The following is a 26016-nucleotide window of genomic DNA, read 5'->3' on the forward strand; positions in this document are numbered from 1 at the left end:
CTCCGCGCGCGGGCACGCCGTCGCATGGAGGCGGCGGACGGGAGCGTCGGGCGATGGGCGCAGGGCACGCGCACGGCCACGGCCACTCGCACGGGCCGGGTTCCGTACCGACGGGCACCGCGGCCGCCGCGTACCGCGGGCGGCTGCGCATGGCACTCGGCATCACGCTGCTGATCCTGGTGGCCGAGGTCACGGGCAGCGCGCTCACCGGGTCGCTCGCCCTGCTGGCCGACGCCGGGCACATGGCGACCGACGCGGCGGGCCTCGCGATGGCGCTGGTGGCCATCCACTTCGCCAACCGCCCGCCGAGCGAGCGCCGCACCTTCGGGCTGGCGCGCGCCGAGATCCTGTCGGCGGTGGCCAACGCGGTGCTGCTGTTCGGCGTGGGCGCCTTCATCTTCTACGAGGCGGTCCGCCGGCTCATCACCCCCACCGAGGTGGAGGGCGGGCTCACCGTCGTCTTCGGTGCGATCGGCCTGGTGGCGAACTCGGTGTCCCTGCTGCTGCTGATGCGCGGGCAGCGCGAGAGCCTGAACGTCCGGGGTGCGTTCCTGGAGGTCATGGCGGACGCGCTGGGCTCGCTGGCCGTCGTCGTGGCGGCGCTGGTGATCCTGGCCACCGGCTGGCAGCAGGCGGACCCGGTCGCCTCGATCCTGATCGGGCTGATGATCGTCCCGCGGACGTGGAAGCTGCTGCGCGAGGCGATCGACGTCCTGCTGGAGGCCGCGCCCAAGGACGTGGACATGGCCGACGTGCGGGCGCACATCCTGGCGCTGCCCGGCGTGGCCGGGCTGCACGACCTGCACGTGTGGACGATCACCTCGGGGATGCCGGTGCTCTCCGCGCACGTCGTGGTGAGCCGGGACGTCCTGGACGCGGTCGGCCACGAGAAGATGCTGCACGACCTGCAGGGCTGCCTCGGCACCCACTTCGACGTGGAGCACTGCACCTTCCAGCTGGAGCCGGTCGGACACGCGGAGCACGAGGCGCGGTTGTGCCACTGACGGCACGCCGCGCCGTACGACGCAGTGTCACGAAGCCTGAGCGCGCTGCAACCACGTGGCGTGTCCCCGCGTGAGGCAAACTGAGGTCTTGTCGTCGAAGCAAAGGATGGCCATGCCCACGAGCCCCGCCGCCGACCGGCCCCGCACACCCGCCGCGGACCCCTCCTCCAACGGTGCCCCGGCGCCGATCCTCCTCGAGCTGGTCGACGAGACCGGGGTGACGATCGGGACCGCGGAGAAGCTGTCGGCCCACCTGCCGCCGGGGCGGCTCCACCGTGCGTTCTCGGTCTTCCTCTTCGACGGCGAGGGAAGACTGCTGCTGCAGCGCCGGGCGGCGGGGAAGTACCACTCCCCCGGCGTGTGGTCGAACACCTGTTGCGGCCATCCCTACCCGGGCGAACCGCCCTTCGTCGCCGCCGCGCGCCGCACCGGCGAGGAGCTCGGTGTGGCGCCCGCCCTGATGCGGGAGGCCGGCACGGTCCGCTACAACCACCCGGACCCGGCGTCGGGGCTGGTCGAGCAGGAGTACAACCACCTCTTCGTCGGCCTGGTGACCGCACCCCTGCACCCGGATCCGGAGGAGATCGACGAGACCGCGTTCGTGTCGCCCGCCGAGCTCGCCGCGCTCCGCGCCGCCGGGCCGTTCTCGGCCTGGTTCCCGACCGTGCTCGATGCCGCGCTGCCGGCGGTGCGCGAGCTGACGGGGGACGCGGGCTGGTAGCCCCGGCCGCTGCGGCCGGCCGCGGTCGGTGCGGTCGGTGCGGTCGGTGCGGTCGGTGCGGTCGGTGCGGTCAGTGCACCAGGCCGGACGGCAGCGGGAGCGCGGCCCAGATGACCTTGCCGCCGGTCGTCGTCTGCTGGACGTCGCACATCCCGCCCGCCTCGGCGGTGACCGTCTTGACCAGCAGCAGGCCGCGCCCGCCGGTGTCGGCGTCGTCGACCTGCAGGGCCTTGGGCCGGTACGGGTGGTTGTCCTCGACGGCCACCCGTACCCAGTCCACTCCGACGGCGAGTTCCACGGCGATCTCAGGAGACAGCAGTGCGGCGTGCCGCACCGCGTTGGTGACCAGCTCGGAGACGATCAGCAGCAGGCCGTGCAGCAGTTCCTCGCTGACCGGCACGCCCTGGCGGACGACCAGGTCCCGTACCGCGTGCCGGGCCTGCGGCACCGAGGAGTCCAGCGCGGGGGCGGTGAAGCGCCACACGCCCTCGTAAGGGCGCGGGACATCCGGCGCCATCGGGGGCACCGGATCGGAGGGCGGGACGCTCCCGCGTACGTCCATGGCGGTCTTCACCCTTGCATTCGCGATGCACCCCGCGGCCCCCGCGGGCCGCCCACGGCGGCGGCGAGGTCCGCCTCACGGATCGAGTGTCGGCAGCCGACGGGTCCACCCCGAGCCGCTGACCGTAAATCCGCACCTTTCGACCACCTCCGACTCAAGGCGATCGGACGTGTCGGGCCCGTGAGCCCCTACTGATCTGGTGCTTCCGGTTCACTGACGCGTCAGCGGGGCGTCCCGGGCATCGGCGACCATTCCGACGATCCGGCGGCCCCCGAGGCCGGCGCCGAGCAGCCCCAGCCCGTCGAAGAGCAGCGCCAGGGAGAAGAAGGCGCCGATGACGTAGAGGCTGCTCTCCGGCCAGTTCGCCAGGACCAGGACCGCCAGCAGGATGCCGATCGCGCCCTGGATGAGCGTCCACACCATGTGCGGCCCACGCACCACGAGCCCGCCGAAGAGGCGGAAGATCCCGCCGGTCAGGAAGAGCAGGGCCGCGAACATGGTGAGGGCGGCCGCCGTCTGCTCGGGGTTGCGGATCACGACGACCCCGGCGGCGATGTAGAGGGCCGCGACGACCAGGGCGAGCCAGAAGAAGTTGGTGTTGCGGTTCTGCACCGCCTGGACCAGGCCGACGACGCCGCCGACCAGCAGCAGCCAGCCGAAGAGCAGCATCGAGGTGATGGTGGCGAAGCCCACGTAGAACAGCCCGACCAGGCCGCCCACGACGAGGACCGCCCCGAGGGCGGCGACCCAGCCGAAGCTGCGCTTGATCCCGGCCTCAGGGGGCTCGGGATGCTTCTTGCGTCCCTTGAACGGGGTCATGGCCGTCGCCTCCTCGCGCGCGTCGGGAGCCAGTCGGGAGCTACTGCTCATATACCCGATTTGCCGTGGCACGGACCGGGATAGGATCCCCGTCCGGCGGCCGCCGCGATCTCCGGGCAGCCGGGTCGACGACGAGATGAGGGATGCGGGCATGTCCGAGCCGTCCGGGCCCGGCCTGAGGGTGGACACGGCGGGCGCCACGGCCACCGTGACGATCAGCAATCCGGCCAAGCGCAACGCGATGACCGTGGCGATGTGGCGGGAGCTGCCCGGCCTGCTCGACGGCCTCGCCGCGGACCCGGCCGTGCGCGTCCTGGTGCTCACCGGCGCCGGCGGCACCTTCTGCGCCGGAGCGGACATCTCCGACCTGCGCGATCCGGCGAGCGGTTCCGGCACGGCGCAGACCGCGGCCGTGGAGGCGGAGGAGGCGCTCGCGGCCTTCCCCAAGCCGACGCTGGCCGTGATCCGCGGCTTCTGCGTGGGCGGCGGATGCCAGCTCGCGGCCGCCTGCGACCTGCGGTTCGCCGCGGAGGGCTCGCGCTTCGGGGTCACCCCGGCGCGGCTGGGCATCGTCTACCCCGCGTCCTCCACGCGGCGGCTGACGGGGCTGGTCGGGCCGTCGACGGCGAAGCACCTGCTGTTCTCCGCGGAGCTGATCGGTCACGAGCGGGCGCTGCGGACCGGACTGGTGGACGAGGTGCTGGCGGAGGACGAGCTGGACAAGCGGGTCGAGGAGTTCGCCGGGGTGCTGGCCTCGCGGTCGCTGCTGACGCAGGCGGCGGCCAAGGAGTTCACCGCGCCCGGATCCGACCCCGAGCGGGCCGGGCACTGGGCCCGTCAGGCGGAGGGCAGCGACGACACGGCGGAGGGCGTGGCCGCGTTCCTGGAGGGCCGCGAGCCCCGCTTCACGTGGACGGTGGACCGGTAGTCAGCCCCGTCAGCCCCGTCAGGGCCGCCAGGTGCGGCGGCAGCGGCACGCCGTCGCGCAGCGCCGGGTCGGGGACGGGCGTGCCCCACGCGGTGGTGAGCGGCAGGACGCCCGCCCACACGGGCAGCGCGGCGTCCGGCCCGTCGCCGTCCTCGGGCGGGCCGGTGCGGAGCTTCACCGAGGCCTCGTCGGTGGCCAGCGCCAGCAGCGTCGTCGCGGCGAGCTCCCGGCGGTCCGGCCGGCGGGCGTGGTCCCACTGCCCCGGGGCGCACTGCTCGGTGAGCACCCGCAGGCCGTGCAGCTTCTCCTCGGGGCCGGTGACGGTGCGGAGCGTACCGAGGACCATCGCGCTGCGGTAGTTGACGCCGTGCTCGAAGACGGACCGGGCCAGGACCAGGCCGTCCACGTGCGTCACCGTGACGCACACCGGGGCGCCCGGGGCCGGGCGCAGGCTGCGGCTCGCCACGGAGCCGTGCAGGTAGAGGGTGCCGGTGGCGGCGTCGTACCCGTAGGCGGTGGGCACCGCCAGCGGCGTGCCGTCGACGACGACGGCGAGGTGGCACACGAACCCCGCGCCCAGCACGGCGTCCAGGTCGTCGCGGGAGACACTGCCCTGCTCCCGGAGGCGGCGGTGCCGGGTGCGCCCGGTCACGGGAAGCGTACGGTCGGCGGCTGGCACGGGCGGCCTCCGAAGGGTTCGCGGCTACAGGACGCCGAGACTAGTCATATGAGCAACTCAGCGCCACGTGTTCCACGGAATCGGTGGCGATGGCCGTTCGGGCGACGGAATCCGTGTTTCGGCGGTCCCGGTCTCGGCGACATGCCGACCGGTCGGTAACCTGCTGCCCATGACCGCCACCGTCCCCGCCCCCGCGCTGGAACCGCGCGCGGGCCGGCGCTGCCACAACGCCCTCAACCCCCTGCACTCGGTCGTGTACTTCTCGTCCGAGTACGACGACGAACTCTCGGCGCTCGGCCTGGAGCGAGGCGCCATGGCCTACTTCGCCGGGCGGGCCGCCCCGCTGGGCGCCGTCGCGGCGGGGACGGTCACCGCCACGTTCTACAACTTCAACCACGCGATCGTCGCCCCGGTCATCCCGCGTGCCTGGGACATCGCGAGCCCGGACGCGATCGTCGGGACCCGGCTGCGGGTGGCCGACGCCGTACTGACGCGGCTGCTGGGACCGGAGGTCATCGCCTCCGCCGACCTCGCCGACGCCGCGCACCTGGCACTGCGCGCCGCCGAGGCCTGCACGCGCGGGGCCAGGCCCCTCTACGCCGCCAACGCGGACCTGCCGGTGCCGGACCGGCCCCACCTCGCGCTCTGGCACGCCGCCACCCTGCTGCGCGAGCACCGCGGAGACGGTCACCTCGCGGCCCTCGCCGCCGCAGGCCTCGACGGTCTGGAGGCCCTCGTGACCCACACCGCCACCGGCAAGAGCTTCACCCCGCGCTTCGTGCAGCGCAGCCGCGGCTGGTCCGCGCAGGACTGGGCCGCGGCCCAGGACCGGCTCCGGGAGCGCGGCCTCCTCGACGCGGCGGGCGACCTCACCGACCGCGGCGTAGAACTGCGCCGCGAGATCGAGGGCGTGACCGACCGCCTCGACCGCGCCCCCTACGAACACCTCGGCGCGGCCGCCGTCGACCGCCTCACCTCCCTCGCGGGCGCCCTGACCCACCGCGTCCTGAGCAACGGCGGCTTCCCGCTGCAGCACTTCGGCAAGGACTGAGGGGACGTCCTCCGCGCCCCGCTTGCGGTGCGGTTCCCACGAACCCCCACCTCGTCCGGCCGTCCGTCGCCGTCAGGGGGTGGGGGCCGGGGCGGCCGGGGCGGGGGTGGGGGGTTCGCTGCGGGTGACCTCGCGGCCGGAGCGGCCCGCCGCGCGCTTCTCGCCGCGGGCGGCGCCGATGCCGGCGACCACGACCAGGGCCGTACCCGCCGCCTGGAGGGCGGTCGGGACCTGGGAGACCAGCACCATCGCGGCGAGGAGGCTGACCGCGGGTTCCATGCCCGCGAGGGTGCCGTAGGCGGTCTTGCCGATCCGCTGCAGGGCCTTCATCTCGAGCAGGAAGGGCACCAGCGGCATCAGGACGGCGATGCCCGCCACCGCCGCGAGCACCGACCACGTGGCGCCCGCCACCACGCCCGGGGCGCCGAACGGCGCGGTGAACACCGTGGCGACGCCCAGCGAGACGGCGAGGCCGTGCTGCGCGGAGAAGCGGCTGCCGACGTGCTGGGTGCCGATCACGTACAGCGCCCAGCACGCGCCGGAGGCGACTCCGAACAGGACGCCCGCCAGGTCGGCGCCGCTCTGCCACGGGGAGGTGAGGCACAGGACGCCCGCCGCCGCGAGCAGCAGCCAGGCGAGTTCACGGCGCTGCCGCAAGGAGGCGACCGCGACGGCGAGCGGTCCGAGGAACTCCAGCGCGGTCGCGGTGCCCAGGGGGATGCGGTCGGCGGCCTCCGAGAAGAGCAGCATCATGCCGCCGCTGACCGCGCCGAGCAGGACGACGGCCGCCAGGTCCCGGCGCGGGGCGGCGCGCAGCGCGGGCCACAGCGACCGGCCGGTGAAGGCGAGCAGCAGCACCGCGGCGAAGCCGACGCGCAGCCACGTCGTGCCGGCCGGGCCGATCTCGTCGAAGAGTTCCGTCGTCAGGGCGCTTCCAGTGTGCAGCACCGTCATCGCGGCCAGAATCAGCACGGCGCCAGGTATGCGGCGGGTCGTAAAGGTATGCGGCTCGGACACGGCCCCCATTGGACACGCCACCCGTTGTTTCTGTCCACGCGTCATTGGCGGACGCATTGTTTACGATCGGTGGATGATCGAGGCGTCCGACCAGCTCCCCGACCTCGGCCGGCTGCGCCTGCTGGTCGAGCTGAGCCGCCTGGGCACGATGGCCGCCGTCGCCGAGCGCACCGGCTACGGCACCTCCGCCGTCTCCAAGCACCTCGCCGTCCTGGAGCAGGAGGTCGGCACCAGGCTGCTCACCCCGGTCGGCCGCCGGGTGCGGCTCACCCCGGCGGGCGAGCGCCTGGTCGGGCACGCCGTGGGGATCCTCGCGGCGGTCGAGGAGGCCCGGGCCGAGCTGCGCGGGGCGTCCGGCCCGGCCGGCCGGGTACGGCTGGCGAGCTTCGTCAGCGCCGTGGAGCCCACGGTCGTGCCCGCGCTCGGCCGGCTCCGCGCGGAGCACCCGCGCGTCGAGGTGCAGCTGTACGAGCACGAGCCGGAGCAGACCCTCGCGCTGCTGCTGTCGGGGGACGTCGACCTCGGCATCGTCTACGACTACAGCCTGGTGCCGCGGCCGGTGCCGGACGGCCTCAGCGCCCGGCAGTTCGCCACCCAGCCGATGGTGCTCCTGCTGCCGTCCGGGCACACCGGCGACCCGGGGCCGGGCGGGCCGGTGCCGCTGTCCGGGCTGAGCCGGCTGTCCGGGGCCGGGTGGATCACCAACTCCCGCGGCAGTGACGACGACGAGCTGGTGCAGCGGGTGTGCGCGATGGCCGGCTTCACCCCGCGGATCGTCCACCGGGTCGACAGCCTGCACCTGGTGAACCTGCTGACCGGGGCGGGGCTCGGTGTGGCGCTGCTCGCCGAGTCGGGGGTGGAGCGGCAGCGCGACGACGTGGTGACCCGTCCGCTGGACCCGCTGGTCGGCACGCGCCGGCACTTCCTGGTGGCACGCGCCGGTCAGTGGTCGTGGCCGCCGATCGCGACGGTCGCCCGGCTGCTCACGGGGTGAGCGCGCCGGGCGACCGCGGTGGTCACGTGGTCACGTGGTCACGTGGTCAGTGGACGATCCTGACGGGTTCCTCGCCGGATCCGCCGACGCCGGCCGCGTCCTTCCGGGACGTGCCGTGCGCGCAGGGCATCGCCGGGTGCCGGCCCAGCAGCACGACGCCCACGGCGATCGCCGCGAGCCCCGCCGCCTCCCAGGCCAGCGCGCCCGGCGTGACGCGCACGCGGTCGCCCAGGAAGCCGACGCCGCAGGCGATCCCGGCGAGCGGCTGGGCGGCGGTCAGCGCGGGCAGCGACATGCGCAGCGGGGCCGTCTCGAAGGCGCTCTGCACGAGCATCAGCCCCGTCAGGCCCATCGCGACGACGGCGTACGGCTGCCAGTGCATGAGGAGCGCGCCGACGCCCTCGTCCTCGGCCACCTGGCCGGAGATCCGGGTCAGGGCGTCCTGGAGGCCGTAGAGCAGGCCCGCGGCGAGCGCCAGCACCGTGGCCTCGGGCGACGGGCGCAGCCGCCGCGCGCAGCCCACCAGGAGCAGTGCCAGGCCGACGACGACGCCGACCACGAGCCAGTGCCGCAGCGCCCCTGCGGGCGGTCCGCCGCCCGAGGGCCGACCGGCCACGATGAACGCCGTCACGCCGAGCGCCAGCAGCGCCACGCCCGACCAGCCGTGCCACCCGAGTCTCTGGCCGGTGAGGCGGCGGGAGAGCGCCATCGCGAAGAGCAGGTTGGTCGCGGTCAGCGGTTCGACGAGCGAGACCTCGCCCTTGGTGAGCGCGAGGGCGCTGAGCAGCATGCCGCAGATCATCAGGAAGACGCCGAGCAGCCACTGCGGCATGCGCATGAGGTCCAGCAGCAGCCTGAAGGAGAGGAAGTCGGACAGCGGGGCACGCTGGGCGGCCAGCTGCTGGAGCACGAAGCCCAGCCCCAGACAGCAAGCGGCCCCCACCCCGAGCAGGAATACGGCCACCTCGTCAACCTCCCGGTGTCGCCGACTGGCCCGACCTTAGCCCCTCACCCGTCTTGATCGCGACGATTGTCCGCCTCTGGCTCCCGGCCCGCGGCCGCGGCGGTCGAGGCCGTCGCGGCGGTCGCGGCGGGATGCCGTGTGGTGCGCCTGCCCCGCGCGGGCACGGGCAGGCCCGCCACGATGGCGCGGATGAAGTGCAGCTCGGCTACGACGTCGGCGAGCGTCTCGCACTCGGGGGCCGCCGGGAGCTCCGGAGGGCCCGCGGCGGGGGCCCTGCCGTCCAGGGTGTCGGCGACCGCCGTGAGCGCGGCGGCCACCTGCGCCCCCTCGCGGGCCGACGGACGCGGGGCCCCTTGCTCCATTCGGACGACGCAGGCGGTGGCCGCGTCCACGATCCGCTCGGAGGCGGCGACCACCCGGAACCAGTCGCCGTTCCCGCCGTGCCGCGAGGGCAGCTCGGCGGCCAGGGTCTCGGCGGCGACGCGGGCCTCGCCCAGGGCGCTGTAGGCCGCCCGCCGCAGCACCCTGCGTTCCTCGGGCCGGTCGCCGGCGGGCACGGTCAGGACGTGGTCGAGGTAGTCCCCGGTGCGCCGCTGTGCGACGGCCACCAGGTGGCCGACCCGCGCGGTGGGGTCGGCGAGCCGCGGGAGGTGGCCCACGACGACGACGATCGCGCAGGCGATCGCGGTGTCCAGCAGGCGGGACAGGGCTGCCTGGGTGTCGCCGCCGGCCCAGACGAACGCCAGCACCATGATCGTGACGGCGGAGGTCTGCAGCGCGAAGTGGCGGGCCGCGAACGGCAGCAGCGCGCCCGCCACCGAGGCGCAGACCGCGGTCCACCAGATCCCGCCCCCGAGGACCGCGGCCACCGCGGCGAAGACCAGCACGCCGAGCGCCGTGCCGAAGCAGCGGTTGACGACCCGGGAGAACAGCGGGCCGATGTCCGGCTTCACCAGGAACGCCGCCGTGAGCGGCAGCCAGTACCAGTGGTCCGCCCGTAGGGCCAGGGCCACGGCCGCGCTGGCGGTGACGCACACCGCGACCTTCAGCCCGTACTCACGGCCCACGGGGCCGAGGACGCGGCGGCGCAGCAGCGGCGCCGGGCGGCGGGCGGGGAGCGGCGCGGCCTCCTCGGGCCGGTCCGTGTCCGGGACCGTGCGGGCGAAGACGACGGCGGCGTGCAGCAGCATCGCGTCGAAGGCGGCGCGGGCGGGGGTGGCCTGCCCGGGCGCCGGGAGGGGGCCGGGCGGCGTTCCGGTCCGCAGGGCCCGCGCGAGCCGCCGCGGGCCGTCGCCGGTCCCGGGCGGCAGGGGGCGGGCCTCCCAGAGCAGGGCCGCGGCGGCGTCGGTCAGCTCGGTGGCCACGCCGAAGCGCTCGGCGAGCAGCAGTTCGTCGCGGCGTACGCGGGTACGCAGCAGACGCCGGCTGAGCCGGCGCAGCCGGACCGCCTCGTCACCGCGGTCCAGGGCGGCGCTGAGCCGTCGCCGCGCCGCCTCCGCCCCGGGTCCGCCGACGGCGTCGAGAGCGTCGGCGAGGGCGTCGAAGATCCGGGCCAGCGAGGCGCGCTCGCCCTCCAGCGCCCCGCCGGACGGGCGCGGCGGCCGCAGCACGAGCCGCAGCAGGAGCAGGCAGCCCGCCCCGGCGAGGAACCACAGCGCCTTGTACCAGGGCCCGCCGGGCAGCGGCAGGCCCATACCGATCACCATGGCGGCCAGCCCCTGCATCCCGGCCCGCGAGCAGACCGGGCCGATCACGCTGACCGCGCCCGACACCGCGCCCACCGCGAAGAGCACCGGCAGCCCCCACCACCCGCTCAGGGCGTCCTGCGTCGCGGCACCCACCAGCACGCCGAGCGCGGCGACGAGCGCGGGCAGCCCGATGTGGACGACGCCCGTCCTGCGGGTGCCGGGAAGGTCGTTGAAGCCCGCGAACAGGGCCCCGAGCCCGGCCAGCACCCCGATCTCGACGCGTCCCAGCGCGATCCCCAGCGCGAGCAGGGGCCCGGCCGCCAGCGCCCCGCGCAGCACGGCAGGCCAGGGCACCGGCCCTCGCTGCCAGCGCAGCGGATGGGCCAGCCAGGTCGGCAGGGCGACGGGCCGGCGGCCGGGGCCACGGGGCAGCACGGGCATCCTCACGGGACGGGAACGATCTCAGCGTCGGGAAAAGACGCAGGCCAGCAGGGTTCCGGGCCCTCGCCTCCCCCACCTCAGCCTATCGGCCGCGGGTGAGCAGGCACCGGCCTGGGCCGTGTCGTCGAAGGAGCTCCCCCAGCTCCGCTGGGAGGTGCCCCAGGTGCGGGGCATCGCAAGGCGGAGAGCCGTCCTCGTAGTGGGCTGCTCGGACGATTCGACAACGCAGCGTGGGGTGGGGGTACCTCCCAGCGCCGGCTGGGGGAGCGTCGCGGGGTGGGGGCACCCCCGGCCGAAGGTTGGCGGAGGGCGTGTGACGACGCGGCCTAGTACCGCGTGACCGCGGTCCCGCCGCGGCCCGGTTCCGTGCCGATCGCGATGTGGGGGTCACGGCCGGGGTCGGCCCAGGCCAGGATGCGGCGCATGGCGCCGGCCGGGACCGAGACGCAACCCGCCGTTGCGGCGCGGCCGTTCACGTGGAGGAAGATCCCGGCGCCGCGTTCGCGGACCGGGTGGCGGTAGTTGAAGCCGATGACGAGGGCGTGCGCGTACTGGCGGCCGAAGTCGGCGAGGTGCTCGGACTCCTCGGGGGCGCAGTCCTCGGGCAGCGGTTCGACCCAGCGGTTGTAGGAGTCCGAGGCGTTGTCCTGGCACCACCAGGAGTCCTCGGTGACCGGCAGGTACCGCGTCGTCGTGCCGGGGGGCGGCGCCTCGGTGCCGAACGCGAACGGGAGGTCGTACAGCCCGGTCGGGGTGGTCGAGGTGTCCTGCACCCGGGTCCCGCCCTCGACGAGGCCGCCGCCGCCGAAACGGGCGGCCGCGGAGCCCGCCGCGACCCAGCGGCCGTCGCGGCGGTCCCACCAGGTCAGCGTCCCGGTGGTGGCCTCCGGGGAGGCGGCGACCGCCGTGATCAGCTGGGTGCCGCCGCCGGTGTCCGCCATGCGGTCCGGCAGCGCGGGCGGCGACCAGGGGACCGCGGCCGCCGTGCCGGCCACGACGGCCGGCACGGCGAGGCGCGTCAGTGCCGCGCGCAGGCTCAAGCGGGGAGCTGCGCCTCGATGGCGGCGACGATCTCGTCGGCCTCGGGCTCGGTGCGGGGGCGGAACCGGCCGACGACCTGGCCGTCGCCGCCGACGAGGAACTTCTCGAAGTTCCACTGGACGTCGCCCGCCTGGCCCTCGGCGTCGGCGGTCTCGGTCAGCGCGGCGTACAGCGGGTGCCGCTGCTCACCGTTGACGTCGGCCTTCTCGTAGAGCGGGAAGCTCACGCCGTAGGTCGCGGAGCAGAAGGTCGCGATCTCCTCGGCCGTGCCCGGCTCCTGGCCCGCGAACTGGTTGCTGGGGAAGCCCAGCACGGTGAACCCACGGTCGGCATACCGCTTCTGCAGCCGCTCCAGGCCCTCGTACTGCGGGGTCAGACCGCACTTGGAGGCCACGTTGACGATCAGCAGGGCCTTGCCCCGGTGGTCCGCGAGGGAGGCGGGCTCACCGGTGAGGGTGCGCAGCGGGATGTCGTAGATGCTCACGTTCGGATCTCCTCGTTTAGGGCGCGGACGGACCACAGGTCGTCCGTTCAACCCCGGTCACGGTGCCGATCTTCCCATGGGAGGGGGTCCGCGGCATGACCGCGGCGTGACGTCAGTGTTCGGTGACCCGCCCGGAGTCGACCCGGATGCGGCGGGTGGTGTGGACGGCCTCCAGCATGCGGCGGTCGTGGGTGACCAGCAGCAGGGTGCCGTCGTAGGCGGCGAGGGCGGACTCGAGCTGCTCGATGGCGGGCAGGTCGAGGTGGTTGGTGGGCTCGTCGAGGACGAGGAGGTTGACGCCGCGGCCCTGCAGGAGGGCGAGGGCGGCCCGGGTGCGCTCGCCCGGGGAGAGGGTGGCGGCGGGGCGCAGCACGTGGGCGGCCTTGAGGCCGAACTTGGCCAGCAGGGTGCGGACGTCGGCGGGGGCCGTGTCGGGGACCTCCGCGCAGAAGGCGTCGAGCAGCGACTCGCCGCCGAGGAAGAGCCTGCGTGCCTGGTCGACCTCGCCGACGACGACTCCGGGCCCGAGGTGGGCGGCGCCGGCGTCCAGCGGGACGCGGCCGAGGAGGGCGGCCAGGAGGGTGGACTTGCCGGAGCCGTTGGCGCCGGTGATGGCGACCCGGTCGGCCCAGTCGACCTGCAGGTCGACGGGCCCCAGGGTGAACCCGGAGCCGCGGTGGACCTCGGCGCCGCGCAGCGTGGCGACGACCGCGCCCGCGCGGGGCGCGGCGGCGATCTCCATGCGCAGCTCCCACTCCTTGCGGGGCTCGTCGACGACGTCGAGGCGTTCGATCATGCGCTGGGTCTGCCGGGCCTTGGCGGCCTGCTTCTCGGTGGACTCGGAGCGCAGCTTGCGGCCGATCTTGTCGTTGTCGCTCGCCTTGCGGCGGGCGTTGCGGACGCCGTGCTCCATCCAGTTGCGCTGCATCCGGGCGCGGGACTCCAGGGCGGCCTTGGTGTCGGCGTACTCCTCGAACTCCTCGCGGGCGTGACGGCGGGCGGTCTCCCGCTCCTCCAGGTAGGCGGCGTAGCCGCCGCCGTAGGTGTTGACCTGCTGCTGGGCGAGGTCGAGTTCGACGACCTTGGTCACGGTGCGGGTGAGGAACTCGCGGTCGTGGCTGACGAGGACGGTGCCCGCCTTCAGGCCCCTGACGAAGGCCTCCAGCCGCTCCAGGCCGTCGAGGTCGAGGTCGTTGGTGGGCTCGTCGAGCAGGAAGACGTCGTAGCGGCTCAGCAGCAGGGACGCCAGGCCGGCGCGGGCGGCCTGGCCGCCGGACAGGGCGGTCATCGGGAGGTCGAGGCCGACGGTCAGCCCGAGCGAGTCGGTGACCTCCTCGGCGCGCTCCTCGAGGTCCGCGCCGCCGAGGGCGAGCCAGCGCTCCAGGCCGTCGTTGTAGGCGTCGTCCGCGCCGGGCGCCCCGTCCACCAGGGCCTGCGTGGCGGCGTCGAGCTCGGCCTGGGCGGCGGCGACCCCGGTGCGCCGGGCCAGGAAGGCCCGTACGGTCTCGTCCGGGCGGCGTTCGGGCTCCTGCGGGAGGTGGCCGACGGTCGCGGTGGGCGGGCTCAGCCGCAGCTGCCCCTGCTCGGGCGCGCTGAGGCCCGCGAGCAGGCGCAGCAGCGTCGACTTCCCGGCACCGTTGGCACCGACCAGGCCGATGACGTCGCCGGGGGCGACGACGAGGTCGAGGCCGGAGAAGAGGACGCGGTCCCCGTGGCCGGCGGCGAGATCCTTGACGACAAGAGTGGCACTCATCAGGCTGCCGATGCTATCGCCCCGCCGGCCCGCGCCCTGCGGCCCGTGCGTGGCACCCGGGACGGCCGCCGGCCGTCCCCGATCCCAGGGAGGGAACCTTCCGTGCCGAGCAAGATGGCCCTCGTCCGCCGTCCGGGTCCGCGCCTCGCCGAGGGGCTGGTGACGCACGTCGAGCGCTCCCCCGTCGACACAGGCCTCGCCGCGCGCCAGTGGGAGGGGTACGTGGCGGCGCTGCGCGCCCACGGCTGGGAGACGGTGGAGGTGCCGGCCGCCGACGACTGCCCGGACGCGGTCTTCGTGGAGGACCCGGTGGTCGTCTTCCGCGACGTCGCGCTGCTCGCCCGGTCCGGTGCCGTCTCCCGGCGCCCGGAGACGGCCGGGGTCGGGGAGGCGGTGGCAGCGCTGGGGCTTTCGGTCGACAGGGTCCGCGAGCCGGGCACCCTGGACGGCGGGGACGTGCTGAAGACGGGGGACACCGTGTACGTGGGCCGGGGCGGGCGGACCAACGCCGAGGGCGTCCGGCAGCTGCGGTCCGCGTTCGAGCCGCTGGGGGCGCGGGTGGTCGCCGTTCCCGTCACCAAGGTGCTGCATCTGAAGTCGGCGGTGACGGCGCTGCCCGACGGCACGGTCATCGGGTATCCGCCGCTGGTTGACGACCCGTCGGTCTTCCCCCGCTTCCTGCCGGTGCCGGAGGAGGCGGGGGCCCACGTGGTGCTGCTCGGCGGCGGGCGGCTGCTGATGGCGGCGAGCGCGCCGAGGAGCGCACAGCTGCTGGGTGATAGGGGATATGAGCCCGTATCAGTGGATATCAGTGAGTTCGAGAAGCTCGAGGGATGCGTGACCTGCCTGTCCGTTCGCCTGCGGAACTTGTACGCCTGACGGCGGGTTGCCTTTTCAGTGGCACCTAACCTACGGTTTCGTAACTTACGATTCCGTAAGCACTCTCAGCGAACAGCCAGGAGCCCCGCGTGACCATTGCCCCGTCCCAGAGTGCCGGTTCGGAAGCATGGAGTGACACCAGGCTGCTGTACGCCTTGGAAGAGGTCGTCGAGACCGAGATCAACCGTCACCTGAAGGCGGCCAAGGAGTGGATGCCCCACGAGTACGTCCCGTGGAGCCAGGGCCGCGACTACGACGGTGTGATGGGCGGCGAGGCCTGGGCGCCCGAGCAGTCCAAGGTCACCGAGATCGGCCGGATATCGCTGGTGGTCAACCTGCTCACGGAGGACAACCTCCCCAGCTACCACCACGAGATCGCCACCCTCTTCGGCCGGGACGGCGCCTGGGGCACCTGGGTCCACCGCTGGACCGCGGAGGAGGGCCGGCACGCCATAGTGATGCGGGACTACCTGCTCACCACCCGTGCCGTGGACCCGGTGGAGCTGGAGCGGCTGCGCATGCACCACATGTCGGAGGGCTTCGAGTCCGACAACGCGCACAGCATGCTGCACTCGGTGGCGTACGTGGCGTTCCAGGAACTGGCCACCCGCATCTCGCACCGCAACACGGGCCGCGAGTCGGGCGACCCGATGTGCGAGCGCATGCTGGCGCGCATCGCGACCGACGAGAACCTGCACATGGTCTTCTACCGCAACCTGCTGGCGGCGGCGCTGCAACTGGCGCCGGACCAGGCGATGCAGGCGATCCGTGACGTGGTCGTCGGCTTCCGGATGCCGGGGCACGGGATGCCCGGCTTCGAACGCTCCGCGGCGCGGATCGCCATCGGCGGCATCTACAACCTCCGCATCCACCACGACGACGTGCTCCAGCCCGTACTGCGGCACCTGAAGGTGCTGGAGACCTCGGGGCTCGGCGCCGAGGGCCTGAAGGCACAGGAGGAACTGGGCTTCTTCATGGGCGAGCTGGACAGCCAGGCACGCAAGTTCGAGGAGCGCCGGGACGCCCTGCTGGCCCGGCGGGCCGCGCGCGCCTGACGAAGCGGTGCGCGGTGGGGCGCCTCCCCGGAGGCGTTCCACCGCGGCGGGCCGGTCAGCGCGCCAGCGCGGCGACCTCGCCCACCATCCAGATCAGGCGTTCGCCGTTGTGCTCGAACGTGTGCCGGCTCACCATGCCCATCCGCAGGTAGAAGCCCTCGGCCCGCGGCTCCGCGCCGACCCCGAGCAGTCGTGCGTCCAGCGCGACCGCCCGCCGCACCAGATGGCCCCACAGCAGGCCCCCGACCCCGGTGCCGATGGACGTCCGGTCGACGAACAGCAGACCGATCCCCAGGTAGTCCTCGTGCTCGTTGAGCGTGTAGAAGCCGACGGGCACACCGTCCTTCTCGGCGACGGTGGCGTACCGGGAGGCAATGTCCGCCGCCGTGAGCTTCGGCGTCACGTCGGGGACGTCCTCCACGCGACCGCCCACCCAGTGCGACTTCGACCTCAGGACCAACGCGTCCAGGAACGGCAGCTCCTGCGGGCGGGCCGGACGGATCACGACACCTTCCATGCCACGAGCGTGGCAGCGCGCAGGCCACGGCGTCATCGGTTTTCCGCCCCCGGCAGGCCGGACCGCCCCGGGCCGGCTCCGCGACCCACCGGGGAAGGGCGTGGGCTCCGATGACATCCTTGAGCGGTGTTCCCCTCCGGTCGCGCGGGCGCGGTGTTCTTCGACGTCGACGGCACCCTCGTGCCCGGCACGAGCTCGTCGGCCTTCCTGGCCGGCTTCCTCGGCCATCGGGACGAGTTGAGCGAGGCCGAGGACGCCTACGCCAGGGGCGCCATGGACAACCGGCAGGTCTCCGAGCTGGACGCCGCCGGCTGGGCGGGCGTGCCCGAGGGACGGGTCGCCGGGTGGCTCGACGGGCTCCCCCTGGTCACGGGCATCACGGAGACGGTGGCCTGGTGCCGGCGGAACGGACTGGCGCCCGTGCTGGCGACCCTCGCCTGGTCGCCGGTCGGCGGCCACCTGAGCGAGCGCTTCGGCTTCGACGCGTTCAGCGGCCCCCGGTTGGAGACCTCCGGCGGCCGGTTCACGGGCCGGGTCGCCCGGCACTTCGACGAGTACGGCAAGAGGGACTTCGCCCTCGCCCACGCGCGAGGGCTGGCCCTGGCCCCCGGCGCCTGCGGGGCCGTCGGCGACAGCCGCTCCGACCTGCCGCTGTTCGCGTCCGTCGGGCTGAGCGTGGCGTTCAACGCCTCGGCGGACGCCCGGGCCGCGGCGACCGTCGCGGTGGACGGCGAGGACCTGCGGGACGTGCTTCCCGCCCTGAGCCGCCTGGTCGCGGCGGTTCGCTGACGACGGGAGTCAGCCGTGGGCGGGGCCCAGGGCCCAGGCCGCGGCGGAGAGCGTCGCCATGGACAGCAGCGTGGCCGCCGCAGCGGGGCCCGGGCGGAAAATCATGCAAGCACGCTTGATTGTTTCCTGCCGCGGTGCCAGCCTGTGACGCGCACGGCTTCGCTGACGCTGCGTCATTCAGGGGGACCTTTGTCCGACCCCACACCCGTACTGGACGATCTGCGGGACGAGAGCGAGGGCCTGGACGCCCTGGTCGCCCCGCTCGCGGAGGGCGCCTGGGCGGCACCGACGCCCGCTCCGGGGTGGACGATCGCGCACCAGATCGCCCATCTGGCCTGGACCGACCGGCAGTCCGTGCTGGCGGTCACCGACCCGGAGGGCTTCGGCTCCGTGGTGGAGAAGGCCGCCGCCGCGGTCGACACCTTCGTCGACGCCGGCGCCGAGGAGGGCGCGGCGCTGCCGCCCGCCGAGTTGCTGGCGCGCTGGCGCTCGGGGCGGGCGGAGCTGCAGGCCGCGCTGCGGGCGCAGCCGCCCGGGACGCGCTTCCCGTGGTTCGGGCCGCCGATGAGCGCCGCGTCCATGGCCTCGGCCCGGCTCATGGAGAGCTGGGCGCACGGCGAGGACGTCGCGGACGCCCTCGGTGTCCGCCGTCCGCCGACCGCGCGGCTGCGGCACGTGGCGCGGATCGCCGTACGGGCCCGCGACTACGCGTACTTCGTCAACGGGCTGACCGCGCCCGCCGAGGAGTTCCGGGTCGAGCTGTCCGCCCCCGACGGCACGCTGTGGGCGTACGGCCCGAAGGACGCGGCTCAGCGCGTCACGGGCCCGGCGCTCGACCTGTGCCTGCTGGCGACCCGCCGCCGGCACCGCGCCGACCTGGCCGTACGTGCCGAGGGCAAGGACGCCGACCGCTGGCTGGACATCGCCCAGGCCTTCGCGGGACCGCCCGGGCGGGGCCGCGAGCCGCGTGAGGGAGGAACGGCGTGAACGCCGGGAACCGTACGACCATGCTGGAACGCCTCGCCGAACTGGAGGCCGAGCACGAGAAGGCGCTCGCGGGCGGCGGCCCCAAGTACGTGGACCGGCACCGGTCGCGGGGGAAGCTGACCGCCCGGGAGCGGGTGGAGCTGCTGCTGGACCAGGACAGCCCGTTCCTGGAGCTGTCGCCGCTCGCGGCCTGGGGCAGCGACTACCCGGTCGGCGCGTCGCTGGTGACCGGAATCGGCGTGATCGAGGGCACCGAGTGCGTGATCACCGCCAACGACCCCACGGTGCGCGGCGGCGCGAGCAACCCGTGGACCCTGAAGAAGGCCCTACGGGCCAACGAGATCGCGCTCTCCAACCGGCTGCCGCTGGTCAACCTCGTGGAGTCGGGCGGCGCCGACCTGCCCAGCCAGAAGGAGATCTTCATCCCGGGCGGCGCGCTCTTCCGGGACCTGACCCGGCTGTCGGCGGCCGGCATCCCCACCGTCGCCGTCGTGTTCGGCAACTCCACGGCCGGCGGCGCGTACGTCCCCGGGATGTCCGACCACGTGATCATGGTCAAGGAGCGCTCCAAGGTGTTCCTCGGCGGCCCGCCGCTGGTGAAGATGGCCACCGGCGAGGAGAGCGACGACGAGTCGCTGGGCGGGGCGGACATGCACGCCCGTACCTCCGGCCTCGCGGACTACTTCGCGCTGGACGAGCCCGACGCCCTGCGCACCGCCCGCAGGGTGGTGGCCCGGCTCAACTGGCGCAAGCAGGGCCCCGCCCCGGCCGCCGCCTACGACCCGCCGCTGTACGACGAGGACGGGCTGCTGGACATCGTCCCCGCCGACCTGAAGACCCCCTTCGACCCCCGCGAGGTCATCGCGCGGGTCGTGGACGGCTCGGAGTTCGACGAGTTCAAGCCGCTGTACGGGCCGAGCCTGGCGACCGGCTGGGCGCGGGTGCACGGCTATCCCGTCGGGATCCTCGCCAACGCGCAGGGCGTGCTCTTCAGCGCCGAGTCGCAGAAGGCCGCGCAGTTCATCCAGCTCGCCAACCAGCGCGACATCCCGCTGCTGTTCCTGCACAACACCACCGGCTACATGGTGGGCCGCGAGTACGAGCAGGGCGGCATCATCAAACACGGCGCCATGATGATCAACGCGGTGTCCAACTCGAAGGTCCCGCACATCTCCGTCCTGATGGGCGCGAGTTACGGCGCCGGGCACTACGGCATGTGCGGCCGGGCGTACGACCCGCGCTTCCTGTTCGCCTGGCCCAGCGCCAAGTCGGCCGTGATGGGGCCGGCGCAGCTCGCGGGGGTGCTGTCCATCGTGGCGCGGCAGTCCGCGGCCGCCCGGGGCCTGCCCTTCGACGAGGAGGCCGACGCCGGGCTGCGGGCGATGGTGGAGCAGCAGATCGAGTCCGAGTCCCTGCCGATGTTCCTGTCGGGGCGGCTGTACGACGACGGGGTGATCGACCCGCGCGACACCCGCACGGTGCTCGGCGTGTGCCTGTCGGCGGTCCACAGCGCACCGGTCGAGGGCGCCCGTGGCGGCTTCGGCGTCTTCCGGATGTGAGGAGCACCTGACCGTGATCGCATCAGTGCTGGTGGCCAACCGCGGCGAGATCGCCCGCCGTGTCTTCCGTACCTGCCGCGACCTGGGCATCGCCACGGTCGCCGTCCACTCGGACGCGGACGCGACCGCGCCGCACGTACGGGAGGCGGACGCCGCCGTGCGGCTGCCGGGCGACGCGCCCGCCGACACCTATCTGCGCGGCGACCTCATCGTGAAGGCCGCCCTCGCCGCGGGCGCGGACGCCGTCCACCCGGGCTACGGGTTCCTGTCGGAGAACGCCGAGTTCGCCCGGTCCGTCATCGCGGCGGGCCTGACCTGGATCGGGCCGACGCCGCAGGCCATCGAGGCGATGGGTTCCAAGACCCGGGCCAAGCACCTGATGGCCGAGGCCGGCGTCCCGGTGCTGGAGGCCGGTCCAGGCGACCTGCCCGTGCTGGTCAAGGCGGCGGCGGGCGGCGGCGGACGCGGCATGCGCGTCGTCCGCGAGGCGGCCGACCTGGAGCGGGAGCTGGCCGCCGCCCGTGCGGAGGCGCTGTCCGCCTTCGGGGACGGCGAGGTGTTCCTGGAGCCGTACGTCGAGGACGGCCGGCACATCGAGGTGCAGGTGCTGGCGGACGCGCACGGCACCGTGTGGACGCTGGGCGAGCGCGACTGCTCGGTGCAGCGCCGCCACCAGAAGGTGGTCGAGGAGACCCCGGCGCCCGGCATCACCGACGGGCTGCGCCGGACGCTGCACGAGGCTGCCGGGGCGGCGGCGCGGGCCATCGGCTACGTCGGCGCGGGGACGGTGGAGTTTCTGGTGCCGGCGGACGGCCGGCCGTACTTCCTGGAGATGAACACCCGTCTCCAGGTGGAGCACCCGGTGACCGAGTGCGTCTTCGGCGTGGACCTCGTCGCGCTCCAGCTGGACGTCGCCGAGGGCGGGCGGCTCCCGGCCGCTCCCCCGGCGCCCTCCGGGCACGCGGTCGAGGCCCGGCTGTACGCGGAGGACCCGGCCCGCGACTGGCAGCCGCAGGCCGGCGTCCTGCACCGCTTCCGGGTGCCGCGGGCGCCGGGGCTGCGGGTGGACGCGGGCTTCGGCGACGGCGACCGGATCGGCGTGCACTACGACGCGATGCTCGCCAAGGTCGTCGCCCACGCCCCCACCCGCCCGCAGGCGCTGCGGCTGCTCGCGCACGCCCTGGAGCGGGCCCGCGTGCACGGCCTGATGACCAACCGCGACCTGCTCGTACGGGTGCTGCGCGACCCGGACTTCGCCGCGGGGCGGCTGTCGACGGCCTTCCTCGACCGGCTCGGCCCGGCGCCGGCGCAGGACGGGGCCGCGCTGCGGCTGTCGGCCCTGGCCGCCGCCCTCGCCGACGCCTCGGGACGCCACCCGCTGGGCGGCTGGCGCAACGTGCGGTCGGCGCCGCAGTCCAAGACCTACCGCGCCGAGCCGGGTGGCGCGGAGCACGAGGTCCGCTACCGGCTCGGCCGCGACGGCCTCGCCGCCGAGGGCCACCCGGACGTACGCCTGCTGGAGCACGGGCCGGGACACGTGGTACTGGAGGTCGCCGGGGTGCGCCGGGCCTTCGAGGTGGCGGTCTACGGGGACGAGGTGTGCGTCGACGGCCCGTCGGGCGGCCACCGCTTCACCGCGCTGCCGCGCTTCCCCGACCCGCAGGCCCAGCTCGCGCCCGGCTCGCTGCTGGCCCCGATGCCGGGGACGGTCGTCCGCGTCGCGGACGTCGCGGTCGGCGACAAGGTGGCCGCGGGGCAGCCCCTGCTGTGGCTGGAGGCCATGAAGATGGAGCACCGCATCGCCGCCCCGGCGGACGGTGTGCTCACCGCACTGCACGCCGAGGCCGGCCGCCAGGTCGACGTCGGAGCCGTACTCGCCGTCGTTCAGGAAGAGGATTCCCCATGAGCGGTACGCCCGCTGTGCACGGACCGACCGGCACCTTCGACAACGTCCTGCTGGAGAGCGAGGAACGGCGCGCGCTGCGCAAGGCCGTCTCCGACCTGGGCCGCCGGTACGGGCGTTCGTACTTCCTCGACGCCGTCCGCGAGGGGCGGCACACCGACAAGCTGTGGCAGGAGGCCGGTGCGCTCGGCTACCTCGGAGTCAACCTGCCGGAGGAGCACGGCGGCGGGGGCGGCGGCCTGGCCGAGCTCTCCATCGTGCTGGAGGAACTGGGCGCCGCGGGCTGCCCGTTGCTGCTGCTCATCGTCTCCCCCGCGATCTGCGGCACGGTCATCGCCCGCTTCGGCACCGGGGAGCAGCAGCGCCGGTGGCTGCCCGGCCTCTCGGACGGCTCGATCCGGATGGCGTTCGGCATCACCGAGCCCGACGCCGGTTCCAACTCCCACCGCCTGACGACCACGGCCCGCCGGGACGGTTCGGACTGGCTGCTCACGGGCCGCAAGGTCTTCGTCTCCGGCGTCGACATCGCCGACGCGACGCTCATCGTGGGCCGCACCGAGGACGCCCGTACGGGAAAGCTGAAGCCGTGCCTGTTCGTCGTGGAGCGCGAGACGCCCGGCTTCGAGTTCCGGCCGATCGACATGGAACTGTCGGCGCCCGAGAAGCAGTTCCACATCTACCTGGACGACGTGCGGCTGCCCGCCGACGCCCTGGTGGGCGACGAGGACGCGGGGCTGCTGCAGCTGTTCGCGGGCCTCAACCCCGAACGCGTCATGACGGCCGCCTTCTCGATCGGCATGGGCCGCTTCGCGCTCGACGCCGCCGTGGGCTACGCCCGCACCCGGCAGGTGTGGAAGGCCCCCATCGGCTCTCACCAGGCCATCGCCCACCCGCTGGCACAGGCCCACATCGAGCTGGAACTGGCCCGACTGATGATGCAGAAGGCCGCGTTCCTGTACGACGCCGGGGACGACATGGCGGCCGGCGAGGCCGCCAACATGGCGAAGTACGCGGCGGCCGAGGCGGGCGCGAAGGCCGTCGACCAGGCCGTGCACACCCTCGGCGGCAACGGGCTGACGGCCGAGTACGGGCTGGCCTCCCTCCTCACGGCGTCGCGCGTGGGTCGCATCGCGCCGGTCAGCCGGGAGATGATTCTCAACTACGTCTCGCACCACACGCTGGGTCTGCCCAAGTCCTACTGAGCACGTCCTACCGAGGAGGGGGGAACGGCCATGGCACAGCCGGCCGTGTTCCACAGCGAGTACCCCGCGGTTCCCGCCATCGACCTGCCGATCCACGAGGCCGTGCTGGGCCACGCCGCCGAGTTCGGCGACCGGCCCGCGCTCGTCGACGGGGTCGAGGGCACGACGCTCACCTACGCGCAGCTCGACTCCTTCACCCGCCGCATCGCCGCGGCGCTGGCCGAGTCGGGCCTGCGCAAGGGCGACGTCCTCGCCCTGCACAGCCCCAACACCATCGCCTACCCGCCGGTCTTCTACGGCGCCACGCGCGCCGGGGCGGCCGTCACCACCGTCCATCCGCTCGCCACGGCCGAGGAGTTCGCGCGGCAACTGCGGGACAGCGGCGCCTCGTGGATCGTCACCGTCTCGCCGCTGCTGGAGACCGCACGCAAGGCGGCGGAGCAGGCCGGCGGCGTGCGGGAGATCCTCGTCTGCGACAGCGCCGAGGGCCACCGCTCGGTCCTGGACCTGCTCGGCTCCACCGCCCCCGAGCCGGAGATCGCCTTCGACCCGGGCGAGGACCTGGCCGCGCTGCCGTACTCCTCGGGCACCACCGGCGTGCCCAAGGGCGTGATGCTGACCCACCGCAACATCGCCACCAACCTGGCCCAGCTGGACCCGACGCTTTCGATGGGCCCCGGGCACCGCATCCTGGCCGTGCTCCCGTTCTTCCACATCTACGGGCTCACCGCGCTCATGAACGCCCCGCTGCGCAAGGGCGCCACCGTCGTGGTGCTGCCGCGCTTCGACCTGGAGCAGTTCCTGAAGGCGGTGGCGACCCACCGCGTACAGGGCCTGTTCGTGGCCCCGCCGATCGTGCTGGCGCTCGCCAAGCACCCGGCGGTCGCCGCGCACGACCTGAGCTCGCTGGAGTACGTGCTGTGCTCGGCGGCCCCGCTCGACGCGGAACTGGCCCAGGCCTGCTCCAAGCGGCTGGGACTGCCGCCGATCCTGCAGGCGTACGGGATGACGGAACTCTCCCCGGGCACGCACGTGGTGCCGCTGGACTCGCGGGACGCGCCGCCCGGCGCGGTCGGCAAACTGCTGCCCGGCACCGAGATGCGCATCGTGCCGCTCGGCGAGGAGGGCGGGGACGCCGCCGCCGACGGCACCGGGGAGATCCACATCCGCGGTCCGCAGGTCATGAAGGGCTACCTGGGACGGCCCGAGGAGACCGCCGCCATGATCGACGAGGAGGGCTGGCTGCACACCGGCGACGTCGGCCGGGTGGACGCCGGCGGGTGGCTGCACGTCGTCGACCGGGTCAAGGAGCTGATCAAGTACAAGGGCTACCAGGTGCCGCCCGCCGAGTTGGAGGCCGTGCTGCTCACCGACCCGCGGGTGGCCGACGCCGCGGTCATCGGCGTGGTGGACGAGGACGGCAACGAGATCCCCAAGGCGTACGTGGTGCCGCAGCAGGGCTCCGGCCTCACGCCGGACGACGTGATCGCGCACGTGGCGGCGCAGGTCGCCCCGTACAAGAAGGTGCGCCGGGTGGAGTTCACCGACGCGATACCGAGGGCCGCGAGCGGCAAGATCCTCCGGCGTGAACTGCGCGCCCGGGAAAGGGGTAGCACCTGATGACCGACGACGCCGCGGCACCCTGCGTACGGAGCGCGCACGACAGGGGGATCACCACGCTCACGCTGGACTCCCCGCACAACCGCAACGCGCTGTCCGCACGCATGGTCGACGAGCTGTCCGACGCGCTGGCCCGGGCCGGCAAGGACCCGGCCACGCGTGCGGTGCTGCTCACGCACACCGGCGGCACCTTCTGCGCGGGCGCGGACCTGAAGGAGGCGGCGTCGCCGGAGGGGCCGCGGCGGCTGGTGGCGCTGCTGCGCGCGATCGTGGAACTGCCCAAGCCGGTCGTGGCGCACGTGACCGGTCACGTGCGCGCGGGCGGCCTCGGGCTGCTGGCGGCCTGTGACGTCCCGGTGGCGGGGGCGGGGGCGAGCTTCGCCTTCACCGAGGCACGGCTCGGCCTCGCCCCGGCCGTGATCTCGCTGACCGTGCTGCCGCGCATGGACGCCCGGTCCGCCGCGCGGCACTACCTGACGGGCGAGGTCTTCGACACCGCGGAGGCCGTCCGCACCGGCCTGGTCGCCGCGCCGGAGGAGGCGCTGGACGGCATCCTCGCCGGGCTGCGCGCGGCGTCGCCGCAGGGGCTCGCGGAGTCCAAGGCGCTGACGACGGCCGCCGTGCTGCGCGTCTTCGACCGGGACGCCGCGGCGCTGACCGAGCAGTCGGCCCGGCTGTTCGGCTCGCCCGAGGCCGCGGAGGGGATGCGGGCGTTCCTCGAACGGCGGGCCGCACCATGGGCGCTGTGAGAGCCGGCACCCGTACGCCCAAGCAGGACCGCAGCCGCGCCACCCGGCAGCGGCTGCTGGGGGCCGCCGTCGCCTGCCTGGCCGAACGCGGCTGGGCGGGCAGCACGGTGACCGTGGTCGCCGAGCGCGCGGGGGTGTCGCGGGGTGCGGCCCAGCACCATTTCCCCACCCGCGAGGACCTGTTCACCGGGGCGATCGAGTTCGTCGCCGAACAGTGGCTGGTCGCCCTGCGCGAGCACGCGCACGCCCTCCCCCGCGAGGGCGTGCCCCGCACGCACGCCGTGGTCGGCATGGTCGTCGACCTCTACACGGGGCCGATCTTCCGGGCCGCCCTGCACCTGTGGGTCGCCGCGGCGAACGAGGAGCAACTGCGGCCCCGGGTCACCTCGCTGGAGGCGCGCATCGGGCGGGAGGCGCACCGGCTCGCCGTGGAGATGCTCGGCGCGGACGAGGCGGTGGCCGGGGTCAGGGAGACCGTCCAGGCCACCCTCGACATGGCCCGGGGCCTGGGGCTGGCGAACCTCCTCAGCGACGACAGCGCCCGCCGGGCGGGCATCGTCCGCGAGTGGTCGGCGGTCCTGGACGGGGTGCTGCGCCGCGGAATCTGAGT

At 74.3% G+C, this 26016-nt stretch carries 25 protein-coding genes; 15 read left to right on the top strand and 10 right to left on the bottom strand.

Annotated features, from left to right (window positions below; translation table 11 throughout):
- Positions 1-53: 53 nt before the first annotated feature.
- Positions 54-1004: a cation diffusion facilitator family transporter gene (locus tag ACFYYN_RS19330; protein ID WP_500323849.1), complete on the top strand. Its 951-nt coding sequence runs from the start codon at positions 54-56 to the stop codon at positions 1002-1004.
- Between the two features lie 112 nt (positions 1005-1116).
- The gene (gene idi, locus ACFYYN_RS19335) at positions 1117-1725 is read left to right on the top strand and encodes an isopentenyl-diphosphate Delta-isomerase (protein ID WP_500546786.1); all 609 of its coding nucleotides are present in this window, start codon (positions 1117-1119) and stop codon (positions 1723-1725) included.
- Positions 1726-1795: 70 nt separating this feature from the next.
- Here idi and ACFYYN_RS19340 read toward each other — a convergent pair whose 3' ends face one another.
- Complete coding sequence (locus tag ACFYYN_RS19340; protein ID WP_500546787.1) at positions 1796-2287, bottom strand: ATP-binding protein; 492 nt, start codon at positions 2285-2287, stop codon at positions 1796-1798.
- A 210-nt stretch (positions 2288-2497) separates the two neighbouring features.
- Positions 2498-3106 carry an HdeD family acid-resistance protein gene (locus ACFYYN_RS19345; RefSeq protein ID WP_500323846.1) on the bottom strand — a complete coding sequence of 203 codons (609 nt, stop codon included), beginning with the start codon at positions 3104-3106 and terminating at the stop codon, positions 2498-2500.
- Positions 3107-3257: 151 nt separating this feature from the next.
- Between ACFYYN_RS19345 and ACFYYN_RS19350 the strand changes: the two genes are divergently transcribed.
- Positions 3258-4034, top strand: a complete 777-nt coding sequence (locus tag ACFYYN_RS19350; protein ID WP_500546788.1) for an enoyl-CoA hydratase/isomerase family protein — start codon at positions 3258-3260, stop codon at positions 4032-4034.
- On the opposite strand, the gene ACFYYN_RS19355 is transcribed toward ACFYYN_RS19350, so the two are convergent.
- A complete protein-coding gene (locus ACFYYN_RS19355) occupies positions 4012-4686 on the bottom strand; it encodes a pyridoxamine 5'-phosphate oxidase family protein (RefSeq protein ID WP_500546789.1) in 675 nt (224 codons plus the stop codon). The two genes, ACFYYN_RS19350 and ACFYYN_RS19355, sit on opposite strands and share 23 nt — an antisense overlap.
- 196 nt (positions 4687-4882) lie before the next feature.
- On the opposite strand from ACFYYN_RS19355, the gene ACFYYN_RS19360 reads away from it, so the two are divergent.
- Entirely contained in the window at positions 4883-5764 is an 882-nt protein-coding gene (locus ACFYYN_RS19360) for an SCO6745 family protein (RefSeq protein ID WP_500358961.1), read from the top strand.
- Positions 5765-5836: 72 nt separating this feature from the next.
- Here ACFYYN_RS19360 and ACFYYN_RS19365 read toward each other — a convergent pair whose 3' ends face one another.
- Entirely contained in the window at positions 5837-6736 is a 900-nt protein-coding gene (locus ACFYYN_RS19365; RefSeq protein WP_500546790.1) for an EamA family transporter, read from the bottom strand.
- A 118-nt stretch (positions 6737-6854) separates the two neighbouring features.
- Here ACFYYN_RS19365 and ACFYYN_RS19370 point away from each other — a divergent pair, with 118 nt between their 5' ends.
- A complete protein-coding gene (locus tag ACFYYN_RS19370) occupies positions 6855-7775 on the top strand; it encodes a LysR family transcriptional regulator (protein ID WP_500546791.1) in 921 nt (306 codons plus the stop codon).
- A 46-nt stretch (positions 7776-7821) separates the two neighbouring features.
- Here the strand turns inward: ACFYYN_RS19370 and ACFYYN_RS19375 are convergent, their stop codons facing one another.
- The 5 genes from ACFYYN_RS19375 to ACFYYN_RS19395 all read right to left on the bottom strand — a co-directional run bounded on the left by ACFYYN_RS19375 (position 7822) and on the right by ACFYYN_RS19395 (position 14146).
- Complete coding sequence (locus ACFYYN_RS19375; protein ID WP_499515183.1) at positions 7822-8739, bottom strand: DMT family transporter; 918 nt, start codon at positions 8737-8739, stop codon at positions 7822-7824.
- Between the two features lie 44 nt (positions 8740-8783).
- Entirely contained in the window at positions 8784-10868 is a 2085-nt protein-coding gene (locus ACFYYN_RS19380; protein WP_500546947.1) for an FUSC family protein, read from the bottom strand.
- 326 nt (positions 10869-11194) lie between these two features.
- Complete coding sequence (locus ACFYYN_RS19385; protein ID WP_500546792.1) at positions 11195-11908, bottom strand: L,D-transpeptidase family protein; 714 nt, start codon at positions 11906-11908, stop codon at positions 11195-11197.
- Positions 11905-12393 (bottom strand): glutathione peroxidase, encoded by a 489-nt coding sequence (locus ACFYYN_RS19390; protein WP_499515182.1) that lies wholly within the window; start codon positions 12391-12393, stop codon positions 11905-11907. Before ACFYYN_RS19390 ends, ACFYYN_RS19385 begins: the two co-directional genes overlap by 4 nt.
- A gap of 112 nt (positions 12394-12505) precedes the next feature.
- Positions 12506-14146: an ABC-F family ATP-binding cassette domain-containing protein gene (locus tag ACFYYN_RS19395; RefSeq protein ID WP_500546793.1), complete on the bottom strand. Its 1641-nt coding sequence runs from the start codon at positions 14144-14146 to the stop codon at positions 12506-12508.
- A gap of 102 nt (positions 14147-14248) precedes the next feature.
- Here ACFYYN_RS19395 and ddaH point away from each other — a divergent pair, with 102 nt between their 5' ends.
- Positions 14249-15025, top strand: a complete 777-nt coding sequence (ddaH, locus tag ACFYYN_RS19400; RefSeq protein ID WP_500546794.1) for a dimethylargininase — start codon at positions 14249-14251, stop codon at positions 15023-15025.
- 89 nt (positions 15026-15114) lie between these two features.
- The gene (locus ACFYYN_RS19405) at positions 15115-16080 is read left to right on the top strand and encodes an acyl-ACP desaturase (protein ID WP_500546795.1); all 966 of its coding nucleotides are present in this window, start codon (positions 15115-15117) and stop codon (positions 16078-16080) included.
- A 55-nt stretch (positions 16081-16135) separates the two neighbouring features.
- Here the strand turns inward: ACFYYN_RS19405 and ACFYYN_RS19410 are convergent, their stop codons facing one another.
- Complete coding sequence (locus ACFYYN_RS19410; protein WP_500546796.1) at positions 16136-16597, bottom strand: GNAT family N-acetyltransferase; 462 nt, start codon at positions 16595-16597, stop codon at positions 16136-16138.
- A 126-nt stretch (positions 16598-16723) separates the two neighbouring features.
- Here ACFYYN_RS19410 and ACFYYN_RS19415 point away from each other — a divergent pair, with 126 nt between their 5' ends.
- From ACFYYN_RS19415 to ACFYYN_RS19450, 8 genes are all read left to right on the top strand, one after another.
- Positions 16724-17386: an HAD family hydrolase gene (locus tag ACFYYN_RS19415; protein ID WP_500546797.1), complete on the top strand. Its 663-nt coding sequence runs from the start codon at positions 16724-16726 to the stop codon at positions 17384-17386.
- 189 nt (positions 17387-17575) lie between these two features.
- On the top strand, positions 17576-18373 hold the full coding sequence (locus tag ACFYYN_RS19420) for a TIGR03084 family metal-binding protein (RefSeq protein WP_500546798.1): 798 nt from the start codon (positions 17576-17578) through the stop codon (positions 18371-18373).
- 20 nt (positions 18374-18393) lie between these two features.
- Positions 18394-19932, top strand: coding sequence for an acyl-CoA carboxylase subunit beta (locus tag ACFYYN_RS19425; protein ID WP_500546948.1), 1539 nt, complete (start codon positions 18394-18396; stop codon positions 19930-19932).
- Between the two features lie 13 nt (positions 19933-19945).
- Positions 19946-21838: an acetyl/propionyl/methylcrotonyl-CoA carboxylase subunit alpha gene (locus ACFYYN_RS19430; protein ID WP_500546799.1), complete on the top strand. Its 1893-nt coding sequence runs from the start codon at positions 19946-19948 to the stop codon at positions 21836-21838.
- On the top strand, positions 21835-23037 hold the full coding sequence (locus ACFYYN_RS19435) for an acyl-CoA dehydrogenase family protein (RefSeq protein ID WP_500546800.1): 1203 nt from the start codon (positions 21835-21837) through the stop codon (positions 23035-23037). Before ACFYYN_RS19430 ends, ACFYYN_RS19435 begins: the two co-directional genes overlap by 4 nt.
- A gap of 30 nt (positions 23038-23067) precedes the next feature.
- A complete protein-coding gene (locus ACFYYN_RS19440; RefSeq protein ID WP_500546801.1) occupies positions 23068-24657 on the top strand; it encodes a 4-coumarate--CoA ligase family protein in 1590 nt (529 codons plus the stop codon).
- On the top strand, positions 24657-25406 hold the full coding sequence (locus ACFYYN_RS19445) for an enoyl-CoA hydratase family protein (protein ID WP_500546802.1): 750 nt from the start codon (positions 24657-24659) through the stop codon (positions 25404-25406). The genes ACFYYN_RS19440 and ACFYYN_RS19445 overlap by 1 nt, the downstream gene beginning before the upstream one ends.
- Positions 25394-26014 carry a TetR/AcrR family transcriptional regulator gene (locus ACFYYN_RS19450; RefSeq protein WP_500546803.1) on the top strand — a complete coding sequence of 207 codons (621 nt, stop codon included), beginning with the start codon at positions 25394-25396 and terminating at the stop codon, positions 26012-26014. Before ACFYYN_RS19445 ends, ACFYYN_RS19450 begins: the two co-directional genes overlap by 13 nt.
- The last annotated feature ends 2 nt before the right edge of the window (positions 26015-26016 follow it).

Origin of the sequence: Streptomyces sp. NPDC001902 (assembly GCF_042891295.1) — a bacterium.
Classification (GTDB): Bacteria; Actinomycetota; Actinomycetes; order Streptomycetales; family Streptomycetaceae; genus Actinacidiphila.